This is a genomic window from Arthrobacter sp. CMU6, assembly GCF_059090205.1.
Window position 1 is genome coordinate 45,893 of sequence record NZ_JBNHFL010000001.1, and the last position, 24,748, is coordinate 70,640.

Here is a 24,748-nt window from a genome sequence, read left to right on the forward strand (position 1 = left end):
CCGCCGGTTCCAGTGACCGATGACAGGACAAAGGCTAGGCGGGGCGGCTTGCAAAAACCTTGGCACCAGCATGGACCCTTGGGCGGTCCGTAGGATGGCGGCCGCCGAAGGCGGAGACGGGGAAATGGCCGTAGGGCGGCGTCAGCGCCGGGATTCCGCCAGCGCCGGAAGGATGTGGTCCGTGAGCAGCGGCGCCAGGTCCCCGGGCAACTCCGCCGCGAGGTCCAGCCACCTGATCTCGGCAATCTCCGCGGATGGGTGGGCCACCCAGGTGCCCGGCGCGGTGAAGACGGTGGCTTCGATTTCCGTGGCTGCCTCGTTGGCGGCCTCGGCCAGCCAGACGCCCATGAGGGTCAGTTCCCGCGGATCCACGATAATGCCGACTTCCTCCTGGAGCTCCCGTGCGGCGGCCTGCACTGCGGTCTCGCCGGGTTCGGGCTTGCCGCCGGGATGCATGAACTTGTCCGTGCCGCGCTTGCGGACGGTCAGGAGCCGGCCGGCGGCGTCGTAGACACACACGGCGGAAACGATGATGCGCGGATTCACGGTTTCGAGCCTAGCCTCTCTGCGGCTTCCGCCCTTCCGGGCAGCCGCCGCAGCACCGATTCCAGCAGCAGGTCCTTGCGCGGGCCGGTGACATCCCAGACATAGCTGAACTCGTTCTCGCCGTGGCGGACGTAGGTGACGCGGTAGGTGTCCGGATCGCACCAGTGCCGGTCCTGGCTGGCCTCCGGCGAGAAGCTCATCCGGTGGAATGGGCGGCCGTCGGGAAACAGCATGTCCATGGCGTCCGGCGTGTCCGCGGGCCTGAGCAGGTAGTCGCGGGTGGCCGGGCCGGTGAAGGTGTCGCCGTCGCCGGCGGGCCAGGTCACTGAAGGCCAGACCACGGTCCCTTCCTCGTGGAAGCGGAGCCCGCCGTCGCCGTCGGGGGAAAAGATCACGACGCCGGTGAAGGTGCCGCGGGTGACGGCGGCCCGGTCCAGCAGTGTCCGTTCCACGGACCAGCGCCCTGCCTGGGGACGGCCGGGGGATGGGTCCGCCGGCGTTGTGCCCAGCAGATAGTCGCGGAGCCCTGGCGGGTGCTGCAGATTCAAGTGCCCTCGATTGGAATCGAACCAACGACACCGGCTTTAGGAGAGCCGTGCTCTATCCACTGAGCTACGAGGGCGGGCGCCCGCCGCGGCCGGGTTTTGGACCGGCCCGTTCGGGCACGCTTACAAGCATACAAGGTGACGGCGCGTACTACGCTCTTGGCATGGCCGCCGCAGCTCAAGTCCCGACCGTCCGGGCAACGTTCCTGCCAGACACAGCCTCCACGCGCCAGTACATCGGGGCGTGGGCGGTGCTCAGCGTGGTCCAGTATTTCGTGGCGGAGGCCGCCGTGATCGGCGCCTGGGCCGGTCCCGACCCTTACAGCCGGCGGACCGGCCTCATCAGCGACCTGGGGGCCGTCACCTGCGGGCTCTACGACGGCCGCAGCATCTGTTCGCCGCTGCACGTGCTGATGAATTCCTCCTTCGTGGTGCAGGGCCTGGGGATGCTGCTGGGCGCGCTGCTGCTGAGCTCGGCGCTGCTGCGGGTGGCCGCCCGGGCCGGCGTGCGGGTGGCGGCAACCCATTCCGGTGAAGTGCCCTGGTACTCGGCGGTGGCGGCGCGGATCCTGACCGGGACAGCGGGTGCCGGAACGATCATCGTGGGGCTGGTCCCGGAGGACCTGGAATCCGGCTGGCACTACGCCGGGGCGGTGATGTACTTCATTGCCGGCTCTTTGGCGCTGCTGGTGCTCGGCGCCCTGTGGCTCCGGCAGACGCCGCTGGGCTGGTTCGTTCTGGCCTGCGGCGGGGTGTCCGCGGCCGCGCTCGTTACGGCGGCCGTCACCGGCCTCGACGTCCCCGAGCCGGGAACCCTCGAACGGCTGATGGGCTACCCGATCACCATTGGCCTCGCCGCCGCCGGCCTGATCATCGCCCAGCGCGTCCGGCAGGAACGGCAGGTGCGCAGGGCCGCCGCCCGGGTCCGGGCGGCCCGGAGCGCCTAGGCTTCCCGCTTTGGGCAGACCAGGCGCTTAGGCTTCCTGCTGCGGGGCGGCTTTCTTCGGGGACCGGCGCCCCAGGAGCACGGCGGCCCCGCCGGCGATAAGGCTGGCCACGAACAGGACCCAGCCGGTCACGGTAAGGCCCGACGCCAAGGCGACCTGGCCGGCGTCGAGGTTTACCGCCGCGATCATGGAGTCGATGGTGACGGTGCCCCACAGCCGGACCACGACGAACAGCAGCGGCAGCGCCCAGAGCGCCCAGCGAAGCGCCTTCCGGGCAACGTTGGTGCCGATCAGAAGCAGCCAGGTGAAGCCGAAGATCAGCGGAAACAGGGTGCCCGCCGTCTTGTGGACGTAATTGAGCTGGCCGCGGGCGTCGGCGTTCAGGGCGCGGCGGAGCTGCTCGGTATAGCCGGTATCGAAGCCGCCGATCAGGGAATCGGGCATGGCCAGCCCGCCGGACAGCTGGGTGAGCTGGTTCAGCGTAAGCAGGTGGACGTACCAGAACAGGAAGAGGCTGGCCACCACGCCGGCAATAACAATCAGGTTGGCGTTGTTCTGCGCCTTCGCGGGAGTGCGGGCGGTGCCGGGGTTGATGACCGGCGGCAGGTGGTGCTGGGGTACTGCGGCCTTCGCGCCGTGCTTCTTGATCCGCTGTGCAGGTGTTTTGGCCATGCGTCCATTATCGCCCGCCGCAAACCGGGGCCGCCTGCACCGCTGCTGGGTACTGCCCCTGCTGTGCAGGGCGTGCCCGGCGCCGATAGGGTGGGAACCGTGACGGAACTGGGCAGACACAAACTCGGCAAACACAGCGCCACCAACCTGAGCCCCGAGCTCGACGACTATGAGCTGGCGGCTGAACTGGTCCGCGAGGCCGGGCAGCTGGCGCTACTCATGCGCCAGGGTGGCCTCGACGCCCAGCGCAAGACCTCGATCTCCGACATCGTCACAGCCGCGGACCACGCAGCCGAAGCGTATGTGCTGGAGCAGCTGCAGCGCTGCCGCCCGGACGACGGCGTCCTCGGCGAAGAAGGCGCCGCGGTGCATGGCAGCAGCGGGCGGACCTGGGTCATCGACCCGGTGGACGGCACCTACAACTTCCTGCAGGGCTCCACCTACTGGTGTTCAGCCATCGCCCTCAAGGACGAATCCGATGTGCTGCTCGGGGCCATTTTCCAGCCCGAGGAGGACAAACTCTGGATCGGCGGCAAGCAACGGGCCACCACCCTCAACGGCGATCCCGTCACCACCTTCAGGGAGGATGGCACCAACCGCAACGCCGCCGACCTGTCCCACCTCGGCGCCGCCACCTACATCCACCCGCGCTGGCTCTCCGACCCGATGTGCGCCATGCCGTGGCACGCCGCAGCGACCTCGGCCGCGACGCTGCGGATGCTCGGGTCCGGCTCGTGCGACCTCGGCCGGGTCGCCGACGGGCAGCTTGGCTGCTGGTTCCAGCACAGCTGCCCCGAATGGGACTGGCTTCCCGGGAAAGCGATCGTGACGGCCGCGGGCGGCCTCGCCGGCAGCGTCCACGTCAACGGCCTGGAATGGTTCATGGCGGGAGGAACGACGGCGGTGCACCAGCTGCGTGCCGCCCTCGAGTCAGGCTCCGTCGACTAGATAGCCGCTGGCTTGTTTCCCCCCGTGGGAGCGCCCCGCGGCGGGGTTATCCACAGGGCGGAATCCAGTGTCAGCCCCACCGCCTAGACTTGTAGTCACCATGGATATGTTGTTTGACCCCTACGCTGACGGTCCGTTCAAGGCTGGTTCCCACGCCGGTGCCATCACCAAGTCGCGCCCCGAAACAGGGCTGATGACGCCCGCGTTCGGCGGCGGCCCGCGTGAATCCGCAGGCCGCCCGGCAGCCGCGCCCGCGGCCGGACCTGCCGGTGGGGGCCCGGGCGGCGGGGGCCCGGAGGAACACGCCCGGCACCAGCTGCCTGACGCCGGGGCGCTGCTGGCCGGCCTGAACCCTCAGCAGGAGGAAGCGGTCAAACACTCCGGCAGCGCACTGCTGATCGTGGCCGGAGCCGGCTCCGGCAAGACCCGCGTCCTCAGTAACCGGATCGCCTACCTGATTGCCACCAAGCGGGCCCACCACGGTGAAATCCTGGCCATCACGTTCACCAACAAGGCCGCCGCCGAAATGCGCGAACGCATCGAGGCGCTTGTTGGCGGCAGGGCCAAGGCCATGTGGATCTCCACGTTCCACTCGTCCTGCGTCCGGATTCTGCGGCGCGAGGCCGCCAACGTCGGCCTGAAGTCCAACTTCTCCATCTACGACTCCGCCGACTCCCTTCGGCTGATTACGCTGGTGGCCAAGAACCTGGACCTTGACCCCAAGAAGTTCGCGCCCAAGGCAATCCAGCACAAGATTTCCGCGCTCAAGAACGAACTGATCGACGACGACTCGTTCGCGTCCGCCGCCAACCACAGTGACCCCTTCGAAAGCGCCGTGGCAGACGTCTTCAAGGGCTACACCCAGCGGCTGCGCCAGGCCAACGCCATGGACTTCGATGACCTGATCGCACAGACGGTCTACATGTTCCGGGCCTTCCCGGCGCTCGCAGACTCCTACCGGCGCCGGTTCCGGCATGTCCTGGTGGACGAATACCAGGACACCAACCACGCGCAGTATGCCCTGGTCCGGGAAATCGTCGGCGAGGGGCCCGGGGCGGCGGAGCTGACCGTCGTCGGCGACTCCGACCAGTCGATCTACGCGTTCCGCGGCGCGGACATCCGGAACATCGTGGAGTTCGAGAAGGACTACCCCGACGCCCGCACCATCAAGCTGGAGCAGAACTACCGCTCCACCCAGAACATCCTGAGCGCGGCCAACTCCGTGATCTCCCGCAACCCCAACCGCCCCGAGAAAAGGCTCTGGACCGCGGAGGGCGAGGGCCACAAGATCATCGGATACGTCGGCGAGAACGAGCACGACGAAGCCCAGTTCATTGCCAAGGAAATCGACCGGCTCCAGGACGAGGACAACCTCCGCCCGGGCGATGTCGCCATCTTCTACCGCACCAACGCCCAGTCCCGTTCCATCGAGGACGTCCTGGTGCGGGTGGGGCTGCCGTACAAAGTGGTTGGCGGCACCAGGTTCTACGAGCGCAAGGAAATCAAGGACGCCCTGGCGTACCTGCGCGTGCTGGTCAACCCGGACGACGACGTCAACCTCCGCCGCGTCCTCAACGAACCCAAGCGCGGGATCGGGGACCGGGCCGAGGGTGCCGTGGCGGCCCTTGCCGCGCGGGAGCGCACGTCCTTCATCGCTGCGGCCCGCCGCGCCGACCAGGCGCCCGGCATGGCCACCCGCTCCGTCAACGCCGTGCTCGGCTTCGTGAAGCTCCTGGACGACCTCGCCGAGGTCGCCGCGGGTTCCGGCGCCGCGGCCGCGCTCGAGGCCGTGCTGGAACAGACCGGCTACCTCGCCACCCTGCGCTCCAGCAACGATCCGCAGGACGAGTCCCGGGTGGAGAACCTCGCCGAGCTTGTCGCCGTCGTCCGCGAGTACGAGCGCGATAATCCCGAAGGGTCCCTCGGCGCCTTCCTCGAGCAGGTCTCCCTGGTGGCCGACGCCGACCAGATCCCGGACGCCCCCGGCGCGGACATCGACGCCGCGGTGGCTGAGGCGAAAAGGCTGGGCGTGGTCACGCTCATGACGCTGCACACGGCCAAGGGCCTCGAATTCCCCGTGGTCTTCCTGACCGGCATGGAGCACGGGCTCTTCCCGCACCAGCGTTCCGCAACGGACCCCAAGGAACTGGCGGAGGAACGCCGGCTCGCATACGTGGGACTGACGCGCGCCCGGAAACGCCTGTACGTCACGCGCTCCGAGGTCCGCAACATGTGGGGGCAAAGCCAGTACAACCCGGCCAGCCAGTTCCTGGAGGAAATCCCCTCCGAGCTCGTCGAATGGAAGCGCGAGGGCACAAGCCGGCAGGCCGGCGGCTGGGGGAGCGGCGCCGCTATCGGTTCGGGCCGGTACAGCGGATCCTTCTGGGGCGCCGGATCGGCCCGCGGCACCAGGGCTGATTCCTCCGCGGGCTTCAACGCGGACGTTCCGGCCGCCGTCGCAAAAAACCGCGTGCAGCCGCAGAAGGAAGTCATTGCGGTCAGCGTGGGGGACAAGGTCAACCACACCAGCTTCGGCAACGGCACCGTGCTCGCTGTCGAAGGAGCCGGGGACAAAACCGTGGCGAAGGTGAAGTTCGACGTCGGCGAGAAGCGGCTGCTGCTCCGTTACGCGCCGCTGACCAAGATCGACGCCTGAGCGTGCCGGTGGGGCGCCTTGATCGCGTTGCCGCCGGCCGGGTGCTGCTGTTCCCGATGGCCCTGCTCCCACTGGTCCTGGCTGGCTGTTCCGTCACAGTCGCGGATCCGGAGTACACCCCTCCGCCGCCGCTGCCCGCCCTGGAGCAGCTGAAACAGGCACCGCTCACAGACCCCGCCGGGTTTGCCGCAGGCGACGACGTGCTGGCATTCGCGACCGCAGACCGGAATGTGGTGTGCGCCCTGACCTCAGCCCGCGGACCGCACCTGAACCTGCCCTACGAAACCAACAACTTCAGCGATTCCGACAACCAAAAACTGGCAACCGTGCCCGTGGCGCACTGCGAGCTCGCGGTGTACCCGGCGCCGGAGGCCGCGGACGTCGGCGACGACTGCGCGGGGACCGGACTCGGCTACCTGGGCGGCGCGGCCCTCCTGACGCCCGGCCGGGCCCGGTACGGTGAATGCCGGTCCGGCGTCACCCAGATGGAGGCCGAGTACGGGCCAAAGGGCACGCCCAACGGGCCCGTCTCCAAGCTTCCGGTCCTGCCGGAGGGCGGCAACCTCGAACGGAACGGCCTGCGGTGCTCCGTCTACCGCTCCGGTGTGGCCTGCGGAAACGTCTCCGGCGGCGTCGGTTTCTTTGTCAGCCGGGATCATTACGAACTCATCTCCGCGAACGGCAAAAACGTCCAACCGGCGCCCGCCAAGGCCTCAAAAACCCCGTAATCCCGGGGTTTTTCTACGGTCCATAGAATAGTGTCCTTACTCACAGAACAGGTAGTCTGGAACGGGCCGGTCCCTCCAAAGGACTAGAGTTCCCAAAGGAGCATTGCGCCGCGTGGCTCGTTTCCGGACCTGCCGCAGGGCGCGTTAATTCCGCAGCCCGGTCCGCACCCTTTGGTGTTGTCCGGCTGTACAGAAACTACTTCGACGTAGAAGGACACTAAACCGTGGACCTGTTTGAATATCAGGCGCGCGATATGTTCGAAGCGCACGGTGTACCCGTGCTCGCCGGCATCGTGGCGCACACCCCTGAAGAAGCAAAGGCAGCTGCCGAGAAGATCGGCGGCGTAACTGTCGTCAAGGCACAGGTTAAGGTCGGTGGCCGCGGCAAGGCCGGCGGCGTCAAGGTGGCCAAGTCCGCGGACGAGGCACTTGAGCACTCCACCAACATCCTGGGCATGGACATCAAGGGCCACACCGTCAACAAGGTGATGATCGCCCAGGGTGCGGACATCGCCGAGGAATACTACTTCTCCGTCCTGCTGGACCGGGCCAACCGCAACTACCTGGCCATGTGCTCGGTTGAAGGCGGCATGGAAATCGAGCAGCTCGCCGTTGAGCGGCCCGAGGCCCTGGCCAAGGTAGCCATCGACCCCGCCGTGGGCATAGACCAGGCCAAAGCTGACGAAATCGTCGCTGCCGCCGGCTTCGCTGAAGAACTGCGCGGCAAAGTCGCCGGCGTGATTCTAAAGCTCTGGGACGTCTTCAAGAAGGAAGACGCCACCCTCGTGGAGGTCAACCCGCTGGTCAAGACCGGCGCCGGCGAGATCGTTGCCCTCGACGGCAAGGTCACGCTCGATGAGAACGCTGAGTTCCGCCACCCCAAGCACGCCCAGCTTGAGGACAAGGAATCCGCAGACCCGCTCGAGGCCAAGGCCAAGGCGCAGGACCTGAACTACGTCAAGCTGGACGGTGAAGTCGGAATCATCGGTAACGGTGCAGGCCTCGTCATGTCCACCCTGGACGTCGTCGCCTACGCCGGCGAGAACCACGGCAACGTCAAGCCCGCCAACTTCCTGGACATCGGCGGCGGAGCCTCCGCCGAGGTCATGGCCGCAGGCCTGGATGTCATCCTGGGCGACGAGCAGGTCAAGTCCGTGTTCGTCAACGTCTTCGGTGGCATCACCGCCTGTGACGCTGTCGCCAAGGGCATCGTGGGCGCCCTGGCCGAGCTGGGCCACTCCGCCAACAAGCCGCTGGTTGTCCGTCTCGACGGCAACAACGTCGAAGAAGGCCGCCGCATCCTCGCCGAGGCCAACCACCCGCTGGTCACCCTGGCTGCCACCATGGACGAGGGCGCCGACAAGGCCGCCGAGCTCGCCAACGCCCGCTGATCGAGCCTGCCGAGATCTAGGAAAGAAAACATGTCTATTTATCTGAACAAGGACTCCAAGGTCATCGTCCAGGGCATCACGGGCGGCGAGGGCACCAAGCACACCGCCCTCATGCTCAAGGCCGGCACCAACATTGTTGGCGGCGTCAATGCCCGCAAGGCCGGCACCACCGTCCTGCACGGCGACAACGAGATCACCGTTTTCGGCACCGTCAAGGAAGCCATGGCAGAGACCGGCGCAGACGTCTCCATCGTCTTCGTCCCGCCGGCATTCACCAAGAACGCCGTCGTTGAAGCCATCGAGGCCGGCATCGGCCTCGTCGTCGTTATCACCGAAGGCGTGCCGGTCCAGGACTCCGCCGAGTTCTGGGCACTGGCACAGTCCAAGGTCGACGCCGACGGCAACCAGGTCACCCGCATCATCGGACCGAACTGCCCCGGCATCATCACCCCCGGCGAGGCCCTCGTGGGCATCACCCCGGCGAACATCACCGGCAAGGGCCCCATCGGCCTGGTGTCCAAGTCCGGCACGCTGACCTACCAGATGATGTACGAACTGCGCGACCTCGGCTTCTCCACCGCCATCGGCATCGGCGGTGACCCCGTCATCGGCACCACCCACATCGACGCCCTGGCTGCGTTCGAGGCCGACCCGGAGACCAAGGCCATCGTGATGATCGGCGAAATCGGCGGCGATGCCGAAGAACGTGCCGCCGACTTCATCAAGGCCAACGTCACCAAGCCGGTTGTCGGCTACGTGGCCGGCTTCACCGCGCCCGAAGGCAAGACCATGGGCCACGCAGGCGCCATCGTCTCCGGTTCCGCCGGTACCGCCCAGGCGAAGAAGGAAGCCCTCGAGGCTGCCGGCGTGAAGGTCGGCAAGACGCCGTCCGAGACCGCCAAGCTGCTGCGCGAAGTCTACGCAGCGCTCTAAGCCCCACCTCAGGCAACGCGGGGTCACTCCCAGCCCAATCCACCCCCCGGATTGGGCGCAGAGTGACCCCGCGTTTCTTCGTTTAAGCCGGGCCGGCAGAGCCTTGCCTATGCGTGCCGTGAGGTCTATGTTGGCGGTCTCGGAGCACGGCAGCAGCGACAAGGACCGATCATGACCAACGCACTTAAACTCACCATCCCGGCAGGCGTACCCTTCATCGATATTGAGCGGGAGTTCGACTTTCCGGTGGCGGACGTGTTCCGCGCCCACAGCGAGCCCGGGCTGATCGCGCAGTGGCTCGGCCCGCGCGGAACCAGCGTGGACATCGACCATTACGACTTCCGCACCGGCGGCAGCTACCTCTACAGCCACGCCGCACCCGATGGTGTGACCTACCTCGCCAACGGTCTCTTCCACACCGTCCGGGAGAACGAGTTTGCCGTCCAGACCTTTGAGTTCAGTGGCTACCCGGACATTGTCTGCATCGAGTTCACCCACTTCGAGGATCTCGGCGGCGGACGGTCCCGGCTCCACAACCATGTTGTCTGTCCCACCTTGGAGGCCCGCGACGGCATGGCCAACTCCGGGATGGAAACCGGACTCCGCGACGGGTATGAGCGGCTCGAGGAGGTGCTGGCCGGGTAGGGCACGCACCGCAGCAAAATCGTCCGACGGCGGCCGGTGACTTTCACATTGAAGGTCACCGGCCGCCGTCGGGCTTTGTCGCGAAGCTCACGTTTGGGCGGGCGCAGGGAAGGGCCCTTGCGCCAGCTTGTCACTTTGATAATATGTCAGGACAAACTATCAAAGGAGATCGCATGCCGCTAGTACGAATCGACGTCCACTCGGGGCGCAGCCAGGATGAACTCAACCGCCTCAGCCGAGGCATCCATGACGCGATCCTGGCTGAGTATGGCATCCCGGAACGCGACTACTTCCATATCGTCACCGAACACGCGCCGGGCCAGATTGTGGCGCAGGACGCGGGCCTTGGCTTCGAGCGCACGCGTGACGTCATCATGATCCAGATCTTCACCCAGGGCGGGCGTAGCCAGGAGGCGAAGCAGAGCCTCTTTGCTGCAGTCGCGGAAAAGTTGGCGGCGCTTGGGGTCGCCGGCGAGGACGTCTTTATTGGCTATGTCGAGAACACGGCGGGGGACTGGTCCTTCGGATTCGGCCGCGCCCAGTACGTCACTGGTGAGCTCGCCGTGCCGAAGAAGTAGGGGTTGAAAAAGTACTCCGGCCGGCCGCTGCATCCGGCTCCGCAACTCGCGATTAATGCGAACTTCTGCTTGTTGTAAGTATGTCAGTACAAACTTTTGACAGGACATAAATTCTAGGGCACAGTAGTTCATGTGGTCCCGCTCACGGGGCCGCGGAACGCCGGAGCCTTGGCCGTTCGGCTGCTTAGAGGTTGAGATCCAAAAGAAAGGTCCACGATCACCGTGACCCACGAACTGCTCACGATCGGGCGAATCAGCGTTGATATCTACCCGAATGACATCGGGGTGGGACTGGAGGATGTGACGTCCTTCGGCAAGTACCTCGGCGGCTCGCCTTCGAACGTTGCTGTCGCCGCCGCCCGCCATGGCCGCCGGACCGGGGTCATCACCCGCACCGGCGATGACCCGTTCGGCACGTACCTGCACCGCGAACTGGAAAAGTTCGGTGTGGATGATTCCTTCGTCAGCCCGGTCCAGGGTCTCCAGACGCCGGCCACGTTCTGCGCCATCCAGCCGCCCCACGATTTTCCGCTGTACTTCTACGGCCGGTTCCCCACGGCGCCTGACCTGCAGATCAAGGCTGACGAGCTCGATACGGAGGCCATCCGCGCGGCGCAGATCTTCTGGTCCACCGTGACGGGCCTGTGCCAAGAGCCGAGCCGCGAGGCGCACATCAAGGCGCACGAGGCCCGGCCACGTACCGGTCTCACGGAAGGCCAGTACACCGTCCTGGACCTCGACTACCGGCCCATGTTCTGGGCATCCGAGGAGGAAGCCCGCGAGCAGGTGGCCCGGATCCTGCCGCACGTCACCGTCGCGATCGGCAACGACCAGGAATGTTCCGTGGCCGTGGGCCCCGGCACTCCGGATGAGCAGGCGGACCGCCTGCTGGACGCCGGCGTGGAAATCGCCGTCGTTAAGCTCGGCCCGGAGGGTGTGATGGCTAAGACCCGCACCGAGCGCGTGGTCTCCGCCCCTGTTCCGGTGGAGACCGTCAACGGCCTGGGTGCCGGTGACTCCTTCGGCGGCGCCTTTGTGCACGGGCTGCTGTCCGGCTGGCCGCTGGCACAGGTCCTGGACTACGCCAACGCCGCCGGCGCCATTGTCGCCTCCCGGCTGTCCTGCGCGGACGCCATGCCCACTCCGGGCGAGGTCACCTCGCTGCTGGCCGAGCGCGGACGCCTCGTCCCCGGCGCCTCAATCCCTGAAGGAGCGGCCCTGTGAGCCTCAACCCCGGCACCGCGGCCCTCGCGGTGGATGACGACCCCCGCCGCTACGAGCACCTGAGCATCATCCGGCTCGAAGACCCGGACGCCGTGGCCCGGGCCGCCAAGGCCCGCCGCCGCCACCCCGGCCTGAAGCACGGCCGGCAGAACTTTATCGTCGCAGCCGACCACCCGGCCCGTGGCGCCCTCGCCGTCGGCAGCGATCCGGTGGCCATGGCGGACCGCCGGCAGCTCCTGGACCGGCTGCAGATTGCACTGGCCAACCCGGCGGTGGACGGCATCCTGGCTTCCCCGGACATCATGGACGATCTGCTGCTCCTCGGGGCGCTGGAGGGCAAGCTCGTCTTCGGGTCGATGAACCGCGGCGGCCTGACGGGCCTGGTCAACGAGTTCGACGACCGCTTCACCGGCCATACCGCCGCGGCGCTGGAGGCACTGGGCGCGGACGGCGGCAAGATGCTGACCCGCATCTGCCTGGGCGATCCGGACACCGTCTCGCTGCTGGAGGCCACGGCGAAAGCGATTGATTCGCTGGCCGAACGCAAGCTCATCGCCATGGTGGAGCCCTTCCTGTCCGTCCGCGAGAACGGCCGGGCCCGCAACGACCTGAGCCCGGACGCCGTGATCAAGTCCATCGCCATCGCCGAGGGCCTGGGCTCCACGAGCGCCTACACCTGGATGAAGCTGCCGGTGGTGGCCGAGATGGAACGCGTCATGGCCGCCACCACCATGCCCACCGTGCTGCTGGGCGGAGACCCGGCAGGCACCCAGGACGAGGTGTTCGCCACCTGGGGAGCAGCCCTCGCTCTTCCCGGCGTGCAGGGCCTGACCGTCGGCCGGACCCTGCTGTACCCGCAGGACGGCGATGTTGCCGGAGCTGTCGCCGCGGCCGCTTCACTCCTCCACCACACGACATCAGCCCTCACCGCAGAAGTATCGGAGTAAATCGATGGGAACTGGAACCCGCCGGATGACCGTGGCGCAGGCCGCGGTCGAGTATCTTTCGAAGCAGTACACCGTTGATTCCATTGCCGGGGTCGATTTCCGCGAGCGGCTGATCCCGGGCACGTTCGGCATTTTCGGGCACGGCAACGTGGCCGGTGTGGGCCAGGCCCTGAAGCAGTACCAGCAGCTCGATCCGACCATCATGCCGTACTACCAGGGCCGCAACGAACAGGCCCAGTCGCACCAGGCCGTCGGCTACGCCCGGCACACCCGCCGCCGCCAGACCTACGCAATCAGCACCTCCATCGGCCCGGGCTCGTCCAACCTGCTCACCGGTGCCGCGCTGGCCACCACCAACCGGCTGCCGGTCCTGCTGCTGCCCAGTGACACGTTCGCCACCCGCGCGGCTGATCCGGTGCTGCAGCAGCTCGAGCAGCCCTACGCCTACGACCTCACGGTCAACGACGCGTTCCGGCCGCTGTCCAGGTTCTTCGACCGGGTCACCCGGCCCGAGCAGCTGTTCTCCGCGTTCCACCACGGCCTGCGCGTCCTCACCGACCCGGCCGAGACCGGCGCGGTGACCATCTCGCTGCCCCAGGATGTCCAGGCAGAAGCCTTCGACGTTCCCGAGGAGTTCCTCGCCGAGCGTGAGTGGCGGATCCGCCGCCCGGAAGCGGACGACGGCGACATCCGCCGCGCCGCCGAGGTCATCCGGGCCGCGAAGCGTCCGCTGATCATCGCCGGCGGCGGCGTCCTCTACGCCTACGCCGATGAGGAACTCGCGAAGTTCGCCGAACTGACCGGCATCCCTGTGGGCAACACGCAGGCCGGCGTCGGCGTCCTGCCGTGGGACCACCAGTTCTCCCTCGGCGCGATCGGCTCCACGGGCACGACGGCGGCCAACGCCATCGCCGCCGAAGCGGACCTGATCATCGGCATCGGCACCCGCTACGAGGACTTCACCACCGCCTCCCGGACGGCGTTCCAGAACCCGGAGGTGAAGTTCATCAACATCAACGTCGCACCGATCGACGCGTACAAGCACGGCACCTCGCTGCCGATCGTCGCCGACGCCCGCAAGGCGCTGGTCAAGCTCAACCAGGCCCTGGGCGGCTACCGGGTGGGCGCCGACCTCGAGCAGAAGATCGCCGCCGAGAAGCAGCGCTGGAACACCACGGTGGACGCGGCCTTCGACACCCGGCACAGCCCGCTGCCGGCGCAGAACGAGATAATCGGCGCCACCAACCGGGCCATGGACGCCTCCGACGTGGTCATCTGCGCCGCCGGTTCGCTGCCGGGCGACCTGCACAAGATGTGGCGGGTCCGCGACCCGTTCGGCTACCACGTCGAATACGCGTACTCCTGCATGGGCTATGAGATCCCCGGCGGGCTGGGTGTCAAGCGCGCAGCGCTGGCCGAGGCCGCCAAGGGCGGTGCCCAGCGCGACGTCGTCGTGATGGTGGGGGACGGCTCCTACCTGATGATGCACACCGAACTGGTCACCGCCGTCGCCGAGCGGATCAAACTGATCGTGATCCTGATCCAGAACCACGGCTACGCCTCCATCGGCTCGCTCTCCGAATCCCTCGGCTCGCAACGCTTCGGCACCCGGTACCGCGCCCTGGACGAAGAAAACCACTCCTTCGACGAGGGCGATACCCTCCCGGTGGACCTGGCCCTGAACGCCGAATCCCTCGGCGTGAAGGTGATCCGGATCGAGCCGGGCGAGAAGGCCATCGCCGAACTCGAACAGGCCATCCGCGACGCCAAGGCAGCCCCGGAACGCGGCGGCCCGATCGTGATCCACGTCGAATCCGACCCGCTGCTGGACGCACCGGACTCCGAATCCTGGTGGGACGTGCCCGTCTCTGCCGTTTCCGAACTGGAATCCACCCAGCAGGCCTACAAGACCTACACCGACCACAAGAACCGCCAGCGCAAGCTGCTCGGCTAACCTCCCCCCAGCCTCTCCCCAAGCCACAGACCAAGGAAGTCATCTCTATGTCAACGACGACCGTCACCACCACCATCAAGCACTTCATCAACGGTGCCGAGACTGCAGGCGAAGGTGACCGCACCCAGCCCGTGTACAACCCGGCCACCGGCCAGGTCACCGCCGAGCTGCGCCTGGCCAACCGCGCCGACCTGGACAACACCGTCGCGGCAGCCCGCAAGGCTGCCGACTCCTGGGGCGACATCTCCCTGGCCAAGCGCACCGCCGTGCTGTTCAAGTTCCGCGAACTCGTCGCCGAGCACGTGAACGAACTCGCCGCGCTGATCACCGCCGAGCACGGCAAGGTCCTCTCCGACGCCAAGGGCGAGATCGGCCGCGGCCTGGAAGTCATCGAGTTCGCCTGCGGCATCCCGTCCCTGCTCAAGGGTGACTACTCCGACCAAGTCTCCACCGGCATCGACGTCTTCTCCTTCCGCGAACCGTTGGGCGTCGTGGCTGGCATCACCCCGTTCAACTTCCCCGTCATGGTGCCGCTGTGGATGGCCCCGATGGCGATCGCCACCGGCAACGCGTTCATCCTCAAGCCCTCCGAACGCGACCCCTCCGCGTCCCTGCTGCTGGCCAAGCTGTGGAAGGACGCCGGGCTGCCCGACGGCGTGTTCCAGGTCCTGCACGGCGACAAGGAAACCGTCGACGGGCTGCTGACCCACCCGGACGTGGACGGCATTTCCTTCGTCGGCTCCACCCCGATCGCCAAGTACGTCCACGAGACCGCCACCGCCCACGGCAAGCGCGTACAGGCCCTCGGCGGCGCGAAGAACCACGCCATCATCCTGCCCGACGCCGACCTGGACAACGCCGCAGACCACCTCGCCGCCGCCGCCTTCGGCTCCGCCGGTGAACGCTGCATGGCCATCTCGGTCGCCGTCGCCGTCGGCGACGCCGCGGACCTGCTGGTCAAGAAGGTCGAGGAACGCGCCGTCGCCGTCAAGGTCAACAACGGCACCGTGCCCGGCGCGGAAATGGGCCCGGTCATCACCCCCGCCTCCAAGGAACGGATCGTGAAGATCGTCACCGAAGCCGAAGCCGCAGGAGCCGCGATGGTCGTGGACGGCCGCGACCTCGCCGTCCCCGGCCACGAGGAAGGCTTCTGGGTCGGGCCCACCGTGATCGACCACGTCAAGACCGAGATGACCGCCTACCAGGAGGAGATCTTCGGACCCGTCCTCGTCGTCGTCCGCGTCGACACCCTCGAAGACGGCATCAAGCTGATCAACTCCAACCCCTACGGCAACGGCACCGCCATCTTCACCTCCTCGGGAGCGGCCGCCCGCAAGTTCCAGCGCTCCGTCACCGTCGGCATGATCGGCATCAACGTGCCCCTGCCTGTCCCGGTGGCCTACCACTCCTTCGGCGGCTGGAAAGCCTCCCTCTTCGGCGACAAGCACATCTACGGCCCCGAAGGCGTCTCCTTCTACACCCGCGGCAAGGTGGTCACCTCCCGCTGGCCCGAACCCACCCACGCCTCCGGCGCCTCCTACAACTTCCCGTCCAACTAGTCCCCGGTGGTTGAGCCTGTCGAAATCGCGTTTCTGCCGGCTCAATCAGCAAAGAGAAAGACAACGCTGTCATGACTGAGAACAAGCTGATCATCGGCACCGCGCCGGACTCCTGGGGCGTCTGGTTCCCGGATGACCCCAAGCAGACCCCGTGGGAGCGGTTCCTCGACGAAGTGGCCGAATCCGGCTACAAGTGGATCGAACTCGGCCCCTACGGCTACCTGCCCACCGACCCCGCCCGGCTGGCCGAGGAGCTCAAACAGCGCGACCTGCAGGTCTGCGCGGGCACGGTCTTCACCGCCTTCCACCGCGGCCTGGACCAGTGGGAGACGGCCTGGGAGCCGGCCCGCAAGGTGGCCGAACTGACGGCAGCCATGGGCGGCGAGCACATCGTGGTCATCCCCGCCATGTGGCGCGACGACGTCACCGGCGAGGCTGTGGAGAGCGGCACACTCAGCGACAAGGCCTGGAGCGACCTTCTCGCCGGCCACAACCGGCTCGGAAAGACGCTGCTCGAGGACTTCGGCCTCAGGCAGCAGTTCCACTCCCACGCCGACTCGCACGTCGGAGCCCAGGAGGACATCGAAGCACTGCTGGGCGCGACGGACCCGCAGTACCTCAACCTGTGCCTGGACACCGGTCACGCGGAATACTGCGGCGCCTCCAGCCTGGAGCTCATCAAGAACTACCCGGACCGGATCGGGTACCTGCACCTGAAGCAGATCAACCCGGACGTCCTCAAGAAGGTCAACGAGGAAAACATGACCTGGGCAGCGGCAAACCTGGCCGGCGTCATGACGGAACCGCCCAACGGTCTGCCCGACCTGCGCGCGGTCATCGAAGCCGTGGAGGCCCTGGACCGGCCGATCTTCGGCATCGTGGAGCAGGACATGTACCCGGTGGCCTTCGACGTTCCGATGCCCATCGCCAAGCGCACCCGCAACTACCTGCTGTCCTGCGGCTCCCGCACTGCGGTCAAGTAACCTTCGCCCCGGCATCCCAAAACGTAAGGAAAGAACAATGACTGAAACCCTTCGCGTCGCCGTTATCGGCGCCGGCCGCATGGGCGCGGACCACATCCAGCGCCTCAGCAAGCGCATCCACGGCGCTGAAGTGGCCGCCGTCGTCGATGTTGACCTCGCCCGTGCACAGGCCGCCATCGAGGGCATCCCCGGGGCCGTTGCCCTGGCCGACGCCGAAGAGGCGCTGAACAACGGCGACGTCAACGCCGTCCTGATCGCCACGCCCGGCTTCCTGCACGAGGAGATCCTGCTCAAGGCCCTCGCCAAGGACATCCCCATCCTCTGCGAAAAGCCGCTGACCCCGGACGCCGAGTCCGCCTGGAAGATCGTCCAGGCGGAGGAAAAGCTGGGCCACCAGCGCATCCAGGTGGGCTTCATGCGCCGGTTCGATGCCGAATACGCCGCCCTGGGCTCCGTGATCCGCGACGGCGAGCTCGGTGAACTGCTGATGCTGCACCACCAGCACCGCAACCCCAGCACCCCCGCGGGCTTTACCAACGAGATGCTCATCAACGACTCCGTGGTCCACGAGTTCGACGCCATCCGCTACTTCACCGGCGAAGAGATCACCACCGTCCAGGTCCGCCTCGGCAAGGCCACGAAGAACGCACCGGCAGGTCAGCACGACCCCCAGCACGTCCTGATCGAAACCGAGTCCGGTGTCCTGGCCGACGTCGAAATCTACGTGAACGCGAAGTTCGGCTACGAAGTGGCCACGCAGGCCTCCTTCGAGGACGGGATCGTCGGCATCGGCGGCGACAAGGGACCCTACACGCGCAGCAACGGCCGCTGGGGCGGCAAGGTCACCCCCGGCTTCGAGGAGCGCTTCGGCGCCGCGTACGACGTCGAAATCCAGGCCTGGGTCGACGCCGCGCTCCGCGGCGAAATCGGCGGCCCCAGCGCCTGGGACGGCTACGCCACGGCTGCCTGTTGCGAAGCCGGCGTGGAAGCCCAGAAGAACGGCGAGAAGGTCGCCGTGAAGCTGAACGCCAAGCCTGCCCTCTACAGCTAGGCCACCCCGCCCCTGGAGTTTTTGTCCAGATAATGCGCCTTCGAGCCCCTCAAGGTCGCATTATCTGGACAAAAACCCGGTTCTTGGCCCGACTCTTTCCACAATGGAGTGTTCTCGTGAAAATCGCCCTTGATCCCACCCCCTTCCACCACAGCCACAGCCTGCTGGAATTCCCCAAGGTGGTGGCGGACCTCGGCTACAAGTACATGCAGATGACCCCGCACCCGGACTTCATCCCGTTCTACAACCACCCCAAGGCCGACGACGAACTGGTGGGCCAGCTGAAGAAGGCATGTACCGACGCCGGAATCGAAATTGCGTCCATCCTGCCCGTGCTCCGCTGGTCCGGCCCGGACGAGGATGCCCGCGAGGCAGCAGTGCGCTACTGGAAGCGCGCCGTCCAGATCGCCGTGGACCTGGGCGTCAGCACCATGAACACCGAGTTCAGCGGCCGGCCGGAACTGGCCGAGGAATCCGAGCGCGCGTTCTACCGCTCCATGGAGGAACTGCTCCCCATCATCGAGCGTGAAGGCATCGACCTGCTCATCGACCCGCATCCGGACGACTTCGTGGAAGAAGGCCTGGCCGCGATCCGCGTCATCCGCGGGCTGAACTCGAAGAACGTCGGCATGGTCTACGTGGCCTCACACAGCTTCCACATGAAGAACTCGCCGCTGGACATCATGCGCGCGGCGGGGGACAAGCTGCGCCTGGTCCACGTGGCCGACACCATGGACCACCACGCCTCGCACGGACTGCGCTACATCACCAACCCGCCGGGCAACGCCGTCCGGGTGCACCAGCACCTGAAGATCGGCGACGGCGACGTGAACTGGGATGAGTTCTTCGGCGGCCTGAAGGAAATCGGCTTCCTGGACCGGGACAACACCGTGATGGTGTCCAGTGTCTTCGCCGAAAACCAGAATGCCGAGGAGGTTTCCCGCTTCCAGCTGGACACCATGAAGCAGTACGTGCAGAAGGTCAGCGTATGACGGCGGCTTTCTGGGAAGGCTGACTTAAAACACAAGGGGGCACTGCGCACCGTCACCATCGTCTCCACCTTCGGCGGCCTGCTCTTCGGCTACGACACCGGCGTCATCAACGGTGCCCTGCCGTACATGCAGGAGGACCTTGGTCTTACCCCGCTGGCCGAGGGTATGGTGACGTCCTCGCTGCTGTTCGGTGCCGCTTTCGGTGCCCTGTTCGGCGGCCGGCTGGCGGACCGGAACGGCCGCCGCAAGATGATCATGGTTCTGGCCGTCGTCTTCCTGATCGGCACGCTGTGCTGCACCCTGGCCCCCAGCACCGAGTTCATGGTGGCGGCCCGGTTCATCGTCGGCCCGGCGCGGGCGGGGCGTCCGTCACGGTGCCGGTGTACCTCGCGGAGGTGTCGCCGTCGGCCCGGCGCGGGCGGATCGTGACGCAGAACGAGCTTATGATCGTCACCGGCCAGCTGCTCGCCTTCATCTTCAACGCCTACCTCGGCAACACGTTCGGTGAAGCCGGGGGCATCTGGCGCTGGATGCTGGTGATCGCCACGCTGCCGGCAGTCGCGCTGTGGATCGGCATGGCCTTCATGCCCGAGAGCCCCCGCTGGCTCGCCTCAATTGGCAGCTTCGGTGAGGCCCTCGGCGTGCTTCAGCGCATCCGCTCCAAGGCCCAGGCCACGGCCGAATTCGATGAAGTCAAGGCCATGGCCGTGGAGGACTACAAGTCCAAGATGGGGTCCTGGTAGGACCTGCAGGTTCCCTGGCTGCGGCGGATCTTCTTCGTCGGCGTCGGCCTTGCGGTGATCCAGCAGATCACAGGCGTGAACTCCATCATGTACTACGGCACACAGATCCTGGCGGATGCCGGCTTCGGCCGGGAAGCGGCACTGAGCGCCAACATCGCCAACGGTGTCATCTCCGTGCTGGCCACCTTCGCGGGAATCTGGCTCCTCGGCAAGGTGGGGCGGCGCCGGATGCTCATCACCGGCCAGGTCGGGACCACCTCGGCCCTGCTGCTGATCGGCCTGTTCTCGCTGGTCCTGCCCGAGGGCACCGGGCGAGGCTACGTGATCCTGGCGCTGACCGTCTCGTTCCTCGCCTTCCAGCAGGGAGCCATCTCACCGGTCACCTGGCTCATGCTCTCGGAGATCTTCCCGCTGAAGCTCCGTGGCCTGGGCATGGGCGCGTCGGCTTTCGTGCTCTGGACCGTGAACTTCCTGATCGGCTTCGGCTTCCCGCAGCTGCTCGCGGCCATCGGCATCTCGAACACGTTCTTCGTGTTCGCCGTCCTGGGTGTCGGGGCTATCCTCTTCGCCGCGAAGTACGTGCCGGAGACCAAGGACAAGAGCCTCGAGGACGTGGAGCACTACTTCAAGCACCAGGCCGGCGTCCCCGCCGAAGCAAAGACCGCCGAAGCAAAGACCTCCGACGCCGAGCCCGCCGTCGAAACAGGAACCCCGGCGCACTAGCAGCAACACCCACTAAACCACCGGACTTTTTGTCCAGATAATGCCCTCTCGAGGCCTTCGAAGGGGCATTATCTGCACAAAAACTCCGTAGGCGCGAGATGAGGTCGCTCCGGCGAAGTCATGCGAGGTGGACGACGTCGGGGGGGTAAACGCCGGAAGCTAGACGCCGGCGTGGAGGCGGGGGAGGGCGTCCACCAGGGGCGCCAGCTCCGGCACCTGCTGCGCCTCGGCCAGGGTCCGCTCCAACGCGGCGTCGTGGATCGGCCGGGCTTCCGCCAGCAGCTTGCTCCCGCTGTCGGTGAGCTCGGTGTAGATGCCGCGGCGGTCGTCAGCGCACAGGATGCGGGTTAGCAGGCCGCGGTCCTCCAGCCGGTTTACCAGGCGGGTGGTCGCGCTCGCACTCAGAGCCGTGGCCCGCGCCAGCTGCTGCATACGCATGTGCCACCCGTCCTGCCTGCTGAGCGCGTCCAGCACCGTGTATTCGACGACGGAAAGCCGGGCCTGCCCCTGCAGCGACCGTTCCAGCTCCGCCTCGATCAGACCGTGCAGGGCCGCCAGGGTGCGCCAGCCCTGGGCGCGCACCTCTACGGCGTCGTCCTTGATGCCCATGGGCCCTCCTCCTTTTGTTCTCCGGCTCACTCGGAACAGAGCGCGGTAGATAGTTGCTTGCGCGCTATATCTTTCTGTGCAATATTTTCTTGTGCAACAAAATATAGCGCGCTTGCAACTATTAGCTTACGTCGCGCTCCCCATTCAGTACAGTTCCGAAGGAGCACACCTATGCCTGTTGGCCTGATAGCCCTAGCCCTCGGCGGGTTCGGCATCGGACTCACCGAATTCGTCATCATGGGCCTGCTCCCTGAAGTGGCCGCCGACTTCCGGGTCAGCGAAGCGTCCGCCGGATGGTTCATCTCCGGCTATGCCCTCGCCGTCGTGGTGGGAGCGCTGGGACTCACCGCTGCAGTCTCGCGCTTCCGGCGCAAGCCCGTCCTGGCCATGCTGCTGGTGCTGTTCATTGCCGGCAACCTGCTGTCCGCCACTGCCCCTGACTACTGGGCGATGATGGCTGGCCGGGTGGTCGCCGCCCTCGCGCACGGCGCCTTCTTCGGAATCGGTGCGGTGGTGGCCGCCGGCATGGTCCCGGCGACGAAGAAGGCCGCCGCCATCGCCATTATGTTCACCGGGCTCACGGCAGCCAACGTCCTGGGAGTTCCGCTCGGCACGCTCCTGGGCCAGGCGGCGGGCTGGCGTTCCACTTTCTGGGCCATCACGGGCATCGGCGTGCTCGCGCTGGCCGGAATCCTGGCCCTGGTGCCCAACGCGGGCAGCGGTGACACCGCCGGCGGCGGACTGCGAAGCGAACTGCGCGCCTTCCGTTCCGGCCAGGTATGGCTGTCCATCCTGGTGACCATCCTCGGCTACGGCGGAATGTTCGGCGCCTTCACCTACATCGCCTTCACGCTCACGGAAGTTTCCGGATTCGCCGCTTCAACGGTGCCGTGGCTGCTGATCGTTTTCGGCGTCGGCCTCTTTATCGGCAACACCCTCGGCGGCAGGGCGGCCGACCGCGACGTCGACCGCACCCTGCTGGCCGTGCTCTCGGTCCTCGTCGTCGTGCTGGTGGTTTTCGCCCTGAGCGCGGGCAACCAGATGCTCACCATCGCCTCGCTGCTGCTCCTCGGCGGTTTCGGGTTCGCCACGGTGCCCGGTCTGCAGATGCGCGTCATGAAGTACGCGGCCAAGGCACCCACGCTCGCCTCCGGAGCCAACATCGGCGCGTTCAATGTGGGCAACGCCCTGGGAGCCTGGCTCGGCGGCGTGACCATCACGGCCGGCCTCGGATACACCTCGCCCATCTGGGCAGGGGCGGGCATCACGCTGCTGGGCCTGGCGGTCATGGCGGGCGCTGCATTCCGGGCCAAGGCAACGGCCCGCCAGGTTCCGGCTCCGGATACAGCCGTAGCGTCTGCAACCGTGGCACCCGCGACCGTTGCGTCCCAAAACAGCGTGGAGACGGAAGCGGCCGGTTCGGCGGAAGCTGAACCGGCCGACGTCGGACCCGTTTCCGTCCGTTAGCCCCGCGGGCTCCGGAGAGCGGAAAGTCCGCCTACCTCGCCCGCTCCGTAACCCCTGGCTCCAAGCGGCGAAAGGTCCGCCTACTTCGCCCCGAAAGGCAGCCGGGGGTCCACGTTCTGGCCCTGCCACGTCTGGCGGACCCAGCCGTGGTGCGGGTCATCGCTGATGAGCCAGTCCCGCACGCGGCCGGGTCCGGCCATGACGTTGAGGTAGTACATGTCGTAACCGGGCGCGGCCATGGCCGGGCCGTGCCAGCCGTAGGGCACCAGCACCACGTCGCCGGTGCGGACTTCGGCTGCGACGTCGATGGGCCGGTGGTCGGAGGCGTAGACCCGCTGGTAGCCGATGGCATCCGCGTTCTCGCCCAGGCCGGTCAAGCCGGGGACGTCGGCCACCCTCGTCTCGAAGTAGTAGATCTCCTCGAGCCGGGTCTCGCCTTCCTTCTCCTCGTCATGCTTGTGGGGAGGGTAGGAGGACCAGTTGCCGGCGGGCGTGAGGACCTCGCAGACGATGAAGCGGTCGGCTTCCAGCGCGGCGGGGGTGCCGAAATTGTGGACCTGTCGCGAGCAGTTCCCAGCCCCGCGCAGCTCCACCGGCGTCTCCGCCGCAGTGATCAGGCGCGTGGGGTACTGGACCTTGGCGGGGGCCGTGGCGATCGCCACCCGGCCGCCGTCGGACGACGTGACCCTGACAGCCTTGTCCGTCCCGGAGTAAAGTACGTCGGTGGGGCCGCTGAAGACGCTGGACCGCCCGGCAAGCGGGTAGTCCAGCCCGTCGACGGCCACGGTGAACGCCCCGCTCAGCGGGATGACAATCCGTTCCTCAGCCGCAGGCGGAAGTTCGACGGCGGCGCCCGGGGCCAGCGTTGCCACCTTCAGTCCGGTGTGTTCCCAGCCTTCCACGGCCAGTTTCGAGTCCGACGTTCCCAGTGAAACGTCCCAGCAGCCTTCGGCTGCACTGCCCAGGGGGTATACCCATTCGGCCATAAGTTCATGTTCCTTTCGGATGTGTGGTGGGTCCGGCACGGCAGCCCGCCGCAAGGGCAGGAAAAACGCCAACCCGCGCTGAAGGAGCCGCCCGGCGTAACGCCGTGCGGGCCCGCCGCTGAACTGGGTCGGGCGCTTGATTGCCCTGGCGCTTGACCGCCCTAGCGCTGGACCAGTGTCATTTCGAAGCTGTAGGAGTCACCGCGGTAGACGTGGTGACCGGTCTCCACGTTCCGCCCGGTGTCGTCGACGGCGGTGCGTTCCATGGTGACCAGGGCGGAGCCGGCCTCGGTTTCCAGGAGCGGGGCCTGGTAATCGTTGGCCACCACCGCGCCGATGCGCTGCGTGGCCAGTCGGAAGTTGACGCCGCCGCTGCGCAGGATGCTGTACAGGCCCTGCGTCTTCAGCAGGTCCTCGTCGATGTGCGTGATGTCGTCGCGCACCCAGTTTTCCATCAGGGCCAGCGGCTTGCCGCCCACCTTCCGGAGCCTGGTGAAGTGGTAGACCTTGGCGCCGGCGGTGAGGTGCAGGGCTTCCCGGGTGGCGGGGTCGGCCTCGACGTGCGCAAAGGTGAGCACCTCGGTGGTGGGCTTGCTGCCGTTGTTGGTCAGGTCGTCGTACAGGCTGGACAGCTCAAGCGGGCGGCGGACCTGGCTCGACACCACCTGCGTGCCGACACCCCGCTTGCGGACGAGCAGCCCCGAGCGGACCAGCTCGTCCATGGCCTTGCGCATGGTGGGGCGCGAGAGGTTCAATTGGGCGGCGAGATCGATCTCGTTCTCCAGCCGGCTGCCGGGTTCCAGCAGGCCGGTGTGGATGGCAGCTTCAATGCCCTGGACGACCTGGTGGTACAGCGGCACCGGCGACGAGCGGTCGATGCTGAGGTGTAGTTGGTTCGCCATTGAGTGCTCCCTTTGTGCT

The 24,748-nt window shown here is 66.9% G+C and carries 22 protein-coding genes, 1 tRNA gene and 1 pseudogene; 17 read left to right on the forward strand and 7 right to left on the reverse strand.

Features of this window, described 5'->3' with window-relative positions:
* Positions 1 to 141: 141 nt before the first annotated feature.
* The 3 genes from AC5RWD_RS00225 to AC5RWD_RS00235 all read right to left on the reverse strand — a co-directional run bounded on the left by AC5RWD_RS00225 (position 142) and on the right by AC5RWD_RS00235 (position 1,168).
* Positions 142 to 546: an NUDIX hydrolase gene (locus AC5RWD_RS00225; RefSeq protein WP_494018111.1), complete on the reverse strand. Its 405-nt coding sequence runs from the start codon at positions 544 to 546 to the stop codon at positions 142 to 144.
* On the reverse strand, positions 543 to 1,094 hold the full coding sequence (locus tag AC5RWD_RS00230) for a DUF6314 family protein (RefSeq protein WP_494018112.1): 552 nt from the start codon (positions 1,092 to 1,094) through the stop codon (positions 543 to 545). Before AC5RWD_RS00230 ends, AC5RWD_RS00225 begins: the two co-directional genes overlap by 4 nt.
* Position 1,095: 1 nt before the next feature.
* A tRNA-Arg gene (locus AC5RWD_RS00235) sits at positions 1,096 to 1,168 on the reverse strand.
* On the opposite strand from AC5RWD_RS00235, the gene AC5RWD_RS00240 reads away from it, so the two are divergent.
* Complete coding sequence (locus tag AC5RWD_RS00240; protein ID WP_494018113.1) at positions 1,142 to 2,038, forward strand: DUF998 domain-containing protein; 897 nt, start codon at positions 1,142 to 1,144, stop codon at positions 2,036 to 2,038. The genes AC5RWD_RS00235 and AC5RWD_RS00240 overlap by 27 nt on opposite strands.
* Positions 2,039 to 2,065: 27 nt before the next feature.
* Here AC5RWD_RS00240 and AC5RWD_RS00245 read toward each other — a convergent pair whose 3' ends face one another.
* On the reverse strand, positions 2,066 to 2,710 hold the full coding sequence (locus tag AC5RWD_RS00245) for a hypothetical protein (protein ID WP_494018114.1): 645 nt from the start codon (positions 2,708 to 2,710) through the stop codon (positions 2,066 to 2,068).
* Positions 2,711 to 2,809: 99 nt separating this feature from the next.
* On the opposite strand from AC5RWD_RS00245, the gene AC5RWD_RS00250 reads away from it, so the two are divergent.
* The 15 genes and pseudogenes from AC5RWD_RS00250 to AC5RWD_RS00320 all read left to right on the forward strand — a co-directional run bounded on the left by AC5RWD_RS00250 (position 2,810) and on the right by AC5RWD_RS00320 (position 20,765).
* Positions 2,810 to 3,658: an inositol monophosphatase family protein gene (locus AC5RWD_RS00250; protein WP_494018115.1), complete on the forward strand. Its 849-nt coding sequence runs from the start codon at positions 2,810 to 2,812 to the stop codon at positions 3,656 to 3,658.
* 100 nt (positions 3,659 to 3,758) lie between these two features.
* Positions 3,759 to 6,314: a DNA helicase PcrA gene (gene pcrA, locus AC5RWD_RS00255; protein ID WP_494018116.1), complete on the forward strand. Its 2,556-nt coding sequence runs from the start codon at positions 3,759 to 3,761 to the stop codon at positions 6,312 to 6,314.
* Between the two features lie 56 nt (positions 6,315 to 6,370).
* Complete coding sequence (locus AC5RWD_RS00260) at positions 6,371 to 7,042, forward strand: hypothetical protein (protein WP_494018317.1); 672 nt, start codon at positions 6,371 to 6,373, stop codon at positions 7,040 to 7,042.
* Positions 7,043 to 7,266: 224 nt separating this feature from the next.
* Complete coding sequence (gene sucC / locus AC5RWD_RS00265; RefSeq protein WP_003804621.1) at positions 7,267 to 8,433, forward strand: ADP-forming succinate--CoA ligase subunit beta; 1,167 nt, start codon at positions 7,267 to 7,269, stop codon at positions 8,431 to 8,433.
* 30 nt (positions 8,434 to 8,463) lie between these two features.
* On the forward strand, positions 8,464 to 9,366 hold the full coding sequence (gene sucD / locus AC5RWD_RS00270) for a succinate--CoA ligase subunit alpha (RefSeq protein WP_494018117.1): 903 nt from the start codon (positions 8,464 to 8,466) through the stop codon (positions 9,364 to 9,366).
* A gap of 171 nt (positions 9,367 to 9,537) precedes the next feature.
* Positions 9,538 to 10,011 carry an SRPBCC family protein gene (locus AC5RWD_RS00275; protein ID WP_494018118.1) on the forward strand — a complete coding sequence of 158 codons (474 nt, stop codon included), beginning with the start codon at positions 9,538 to 9,540 and terminating at the stop codon, positions 10,009 to 10,011.
* 173 nt (positions 10,012 to 10,184) lie between these two features.
* Positions 10,185 to 10,589 carry a tautomerase family protein gene (locus tag AC5RWD_RS00280; protein ID WP_494018119.1) on the forward strand — a complete coding sequence of 135 codons (405 nt, stop codon included), beginning with the start codon at positions 10,185 to 10,187 and terminating at the stop codon, positions 10,587 to 10,589.
* A gap of 222 nt (positions 10,590 to 10,811) precedes the next feature.
* The gene (gene iolC / locus AC5RWD_RS00285) at positions 10,812 to 11,813 is read left to right on the forward strand and encodes a 5-dehydro-2-deoxygluconokinase (protein ID WP_494018120.1); all 1,002 of its coding nucleotides are present in this window, start codon (positions 10,812 to 10,814) and stop codon (positions 11,811 to 11,813) included.
* A complete protein-coding gene (locus AC5RWD_RS00290) occupies positions 11,810 to 12,760 on the forward strand; it encodes a Cgl0159 family (beta/alpha)8-fold protein (protein WP_494018121.1) in 951 nt (316 codons plus the stop codon). The genes iolC and AC5RWD_RS00290 overlap by 4 nt, the downstream gene beginning before the upstream one ends.
* 4 nt (positions 12,761 to 12,764) lie before the next feature.
* Positions 12,765 to 14,714 (forward strand): 3D-(3,5/4)-trihydroxycyclohexane-1,2-dione acylhydrolase (decyclizing), encoded by a 1,950-nt coding sequence (gene iolD, locus AC5RWD_RS00295; protein WP_494018122.1) that lies wholly within the window; start codon positions 12,765 to 12,767, stop codon positions 14,712 to 14,714.
* A 47-nt stretch (positions 14,715 to 14,761) separates the two neighbouring features.
* On the forward strand, positions 14,762 to 16,273 hold the full coding sequence (locus AC5RWD_RS00300) for a CoA-acylating methylmalonate-semialdehyde dehydrogenase (protein ID WP_494018123.1): 1,512 nt from the start codon (positions 14,762 to 14,764) through the stop codon (positions 16,271 to 16,273).
* 71 nt (positions 16,274 to 16,344) lie between these two features.
* Positions 16,345 to 17,256: a sugar phosphate isomerase/epimerase family protein gene (locus AC5RWD_RS00305; RefSeq protein WP_494018124.1), complete on the forward strand. Its 912-nt coding sequence runs from the start codon at positions 16,345 to 16,347 to the stop codon at positions 17,254 to 17,256.
* Positions 17,257 to 17,293: 37 nt separating this feature from the next.
* On the forward strand, positions 17,294 to 18,307 hold the full coding sequence (locus AC5RWD_RS00310; protein ID WP_494018125.1) for a Gfo/Idh/MocA family protein: 1,014 nt from the start codon (positions 17,294 to 17,296) through the stop codon (positions 18,305 to 18,307).
* Between the two features lie 116 nt (positions 18,308 to 18,423).
* Entirely contained in the window at positions 18,424 to 19,299 is an 876-nt protein-coding gene (locus AC5RWD_RS00315; RefSeq protein ID WP_494018126.1) for a sugar phosphate isomerase/epimerase family protein, read from the forward strand.
* Positions 19,300 to 19,341: 42 nt separating this feature from the next.
* Positions 19,342 to 20,765 (forward strand): annotated as a pseudogene (locus AC5RWD_RS00320) (sugar porter family MFS transporter).
* 159 nt (positions 20,766 to 20,924) lie between these two features.
* Here the strand turns inward: AC5RWD_RS00320 and AC5RWD_RS00325 are convergent.
* Positions 20,925 to 21,374 (reverse strand): MarR family winged helix-turn-helix transcriptional regulator, encoded by a 450-nt coding sequence (locus AC5RWD_RS00325; RefSeq protein WP_314195344.1) that lies wholly within the window; start codon positions 21,372 to 21,374, stop codon positions 20,925 to 20,927.
* Positions 21,375 to 21,545: 171 nt separating this feature from the next.
* Between AC5RWD_RS00325 and AC5RWD_RS00330 the strand changes: the two genes are divergently transcribed.
* Positions 21,546 to 22,841 carry an MFS transporter gene (locus AC5RWD_RS00330; RefSeq protein ID WP_494018127.1) on the forward strand — a complete coding sequence of 432 codons (1,296 nt, stop codon included), beginning with the start codon at positions 21,546 to 21,548 and terminating at the stop codon, positions 22,839 to 22,841.
* A gap of 80 nt (positions 22,842 to 22,921) precedes the next feature.
* Here the strand turns inward: AC5RWD_RS00330 and iolB are convergent, their stop codons facing one another.
* Positions 22,922 to 23,827 (reverse strand): 5-deoxy-glucuronate isomerase, encoded by a 906-nt coding sequence (gene iolB, locus AC5RWD_RS00335; RefSeq protein ID WP_494018128.1) that lies wholly within the window; start codon positions 23,825 to 23,827, stop codon positions 22,922 to 22,924.
* 161 nt (positions 23,828 to 23,988) lie between these two features.
* Positions 23,989 to 24,729 (reverse strand): GntR family transcriptional regulator, encoded by a 741-nt coding sequence (locus AC5RWD_RS00340; protein ID WP_494018129.1) that lies wholly within the window; start codon positions 24,727 to 24,729, stop codon positions 23,989 to 23,991.
* Positions 24,730 to 24,748: the final 19 nt, after the last annotated feature.

Excerpts from the sequence above, each read along its gene's own strand:
- AC5RWD_RS00245 (WP_494018114.1), bottom strand. The coding sequence starts at position 2,710 with ATGGCCAAAACACCTGCACAGCGGATCAAGAAGCACGGCGCGAAGGCC.
- pcrA (WP_494018116.1), top strand. The coding sequence starts at position 3,759 with ATGGATATGTTGTTTGACCCCTACGCTGACGGTCCGTTCAAGGCTGGT.
- AC5RWD_RS00260 (WP_494018317.1), top strand. The coding sequence starts at position 6,371 with ATGGCCCTGCTCCCACTGGTCCTGGCTGGCTGTTCCGTCACAGTCGCG.
- sucD (WP_494018117.1), top strand. The coding sequence starts at position 8,464 with ATGTCTATTTATCTGAACAAGGACTCCAAGGTCATCGTCCAGGGCATC.
- AC5RWD_RS00275 (WP_494018118.1), top strand. The coding sequence starts at position 9,538 with ATGACCAACGCACTTAAACTCACCATCCCGGCAGGCGTACCCTTCATC.
- AC5RWD_RS00280 (WP_494018119.1), top strand. The coding sequence starts at position 10,185 with ATGCCGCTAGTACGAATCGACGTCCACTCGGGGCGCAGCCAGGATGAA.
- iolD (WP_494018122.1), top strand. The coding sequence starts at position 12,765 with ATGGGAACTGGAACCCGCCGGATGACCGTGGCGCAGGCCGCGGTCGAG.
- AC5RWD_RS00300 (WP_494018123.1), top strand. The coding sequence starts at position 14,762 with ATGTCAACGACGACCGTCACCACCACCATCAAGCACTTCATCAACGGT.
- AC5RWD_RS00305 (WP_494018124.1), top strand. The coding sequence starts at position 16,345 with ATGACTGAGAACAAGCTGATCATCGGCACCGCGCCGGACTCCTGGGGC.
- AC5RWD_RS00310 (WP_494018125.1), top strand. The coding sequence starts at position 17,294 with ATGACTGAAACCCTTCGCGTCGCCGTTATCGGCGCCGGCCGCATGGGC.
- AC5RWD_RS00325 (WP_314195344.1), bottom strand. The coding sequence starts at position 21,374 with ATGGGCATCAAGGACGACGCCGTAGAGGTGCGCGCCCAGGGCTGGCGC.
- AC5RWD_RS00330 (WP_494018127.1), top strand. The coding sequence starts at position 21,546 with ATGCCTGTTGGCCTGATAGCCCTAGCCCTCGGCGGGTTCGGCATCGGA.
- iolB (WP_494018128.1), bottom strand. The coding sequence starts at position 23,827 with ATGGCCGAATGGGTATACCCCCTGGGCAGTGCAGCCGAAGGCTGCTGG.
- AC5RWD_RS00340 (WP_494018129.1), bottom strand. The coding sequence starts at position 24,729 with ATGGCGAACCAACTACACCTCAGCATCGACCGCTCGTCGCCGGTGCCG.